Source organism: Priestia sp. SIMBA_032 (assembly GCF_046535215.1).
Classification (GTDB): Bacteria; Bacillota; Bacilli; order Bacillales; family Bacillaceae_H; genus Priestia; species Priestia aryabhattai.
This window is the reverse complement of record NZ_JAWRXD010001236.1, coordinates 1-249: the sequence shown is the minus strand read 5'-3', so window position 1 is coordinate 249 and position 249 is coordinate 1. Positions and strand designations below refer to the sequence as shown.

The following is a 249-nucleotide window of genomic DNA, read 5'->3' as shown; positions in this document are numbered from 1 at the left end:
CGATCGCAGCAGGCCACCGGCGCGAGCGCGTCTGCAGCACTCCTCTGTATGTCGCGACCCAACGGAACGATTACCGGCGCACGCTCGCCTCTTTGCTCGCGCAGGCTGCCGACGGTTCCCTCCTCGTCTCGGAGCCGGTGATCCACCCGCTGGCTGAAGTGTGGGAGGCGCACCGCGCGGCCGAGGAGGCTGCGCCGGGCACCAAGGTCGTGCTCGCGATCGGCTGACCCGGCCGTGGCCCGCCGCCCG

At 72.3% G+C, this 249-nt stretch carries 1 protein-coding gene; it reads left to right on the top strand.

Annotated features, from left to right (window positions below; translation table 11 throughout):
- The coding region (locus SB717_RS38280; RefSeq protein ID WP_410908422.1) for a hypothetical protein at positions 1 to 227 on the top strand (227 nt) is incomplete at its 5' end.
- Between the last annotated feature and the right edge of the window lie 22 nt (positions 228 to 249).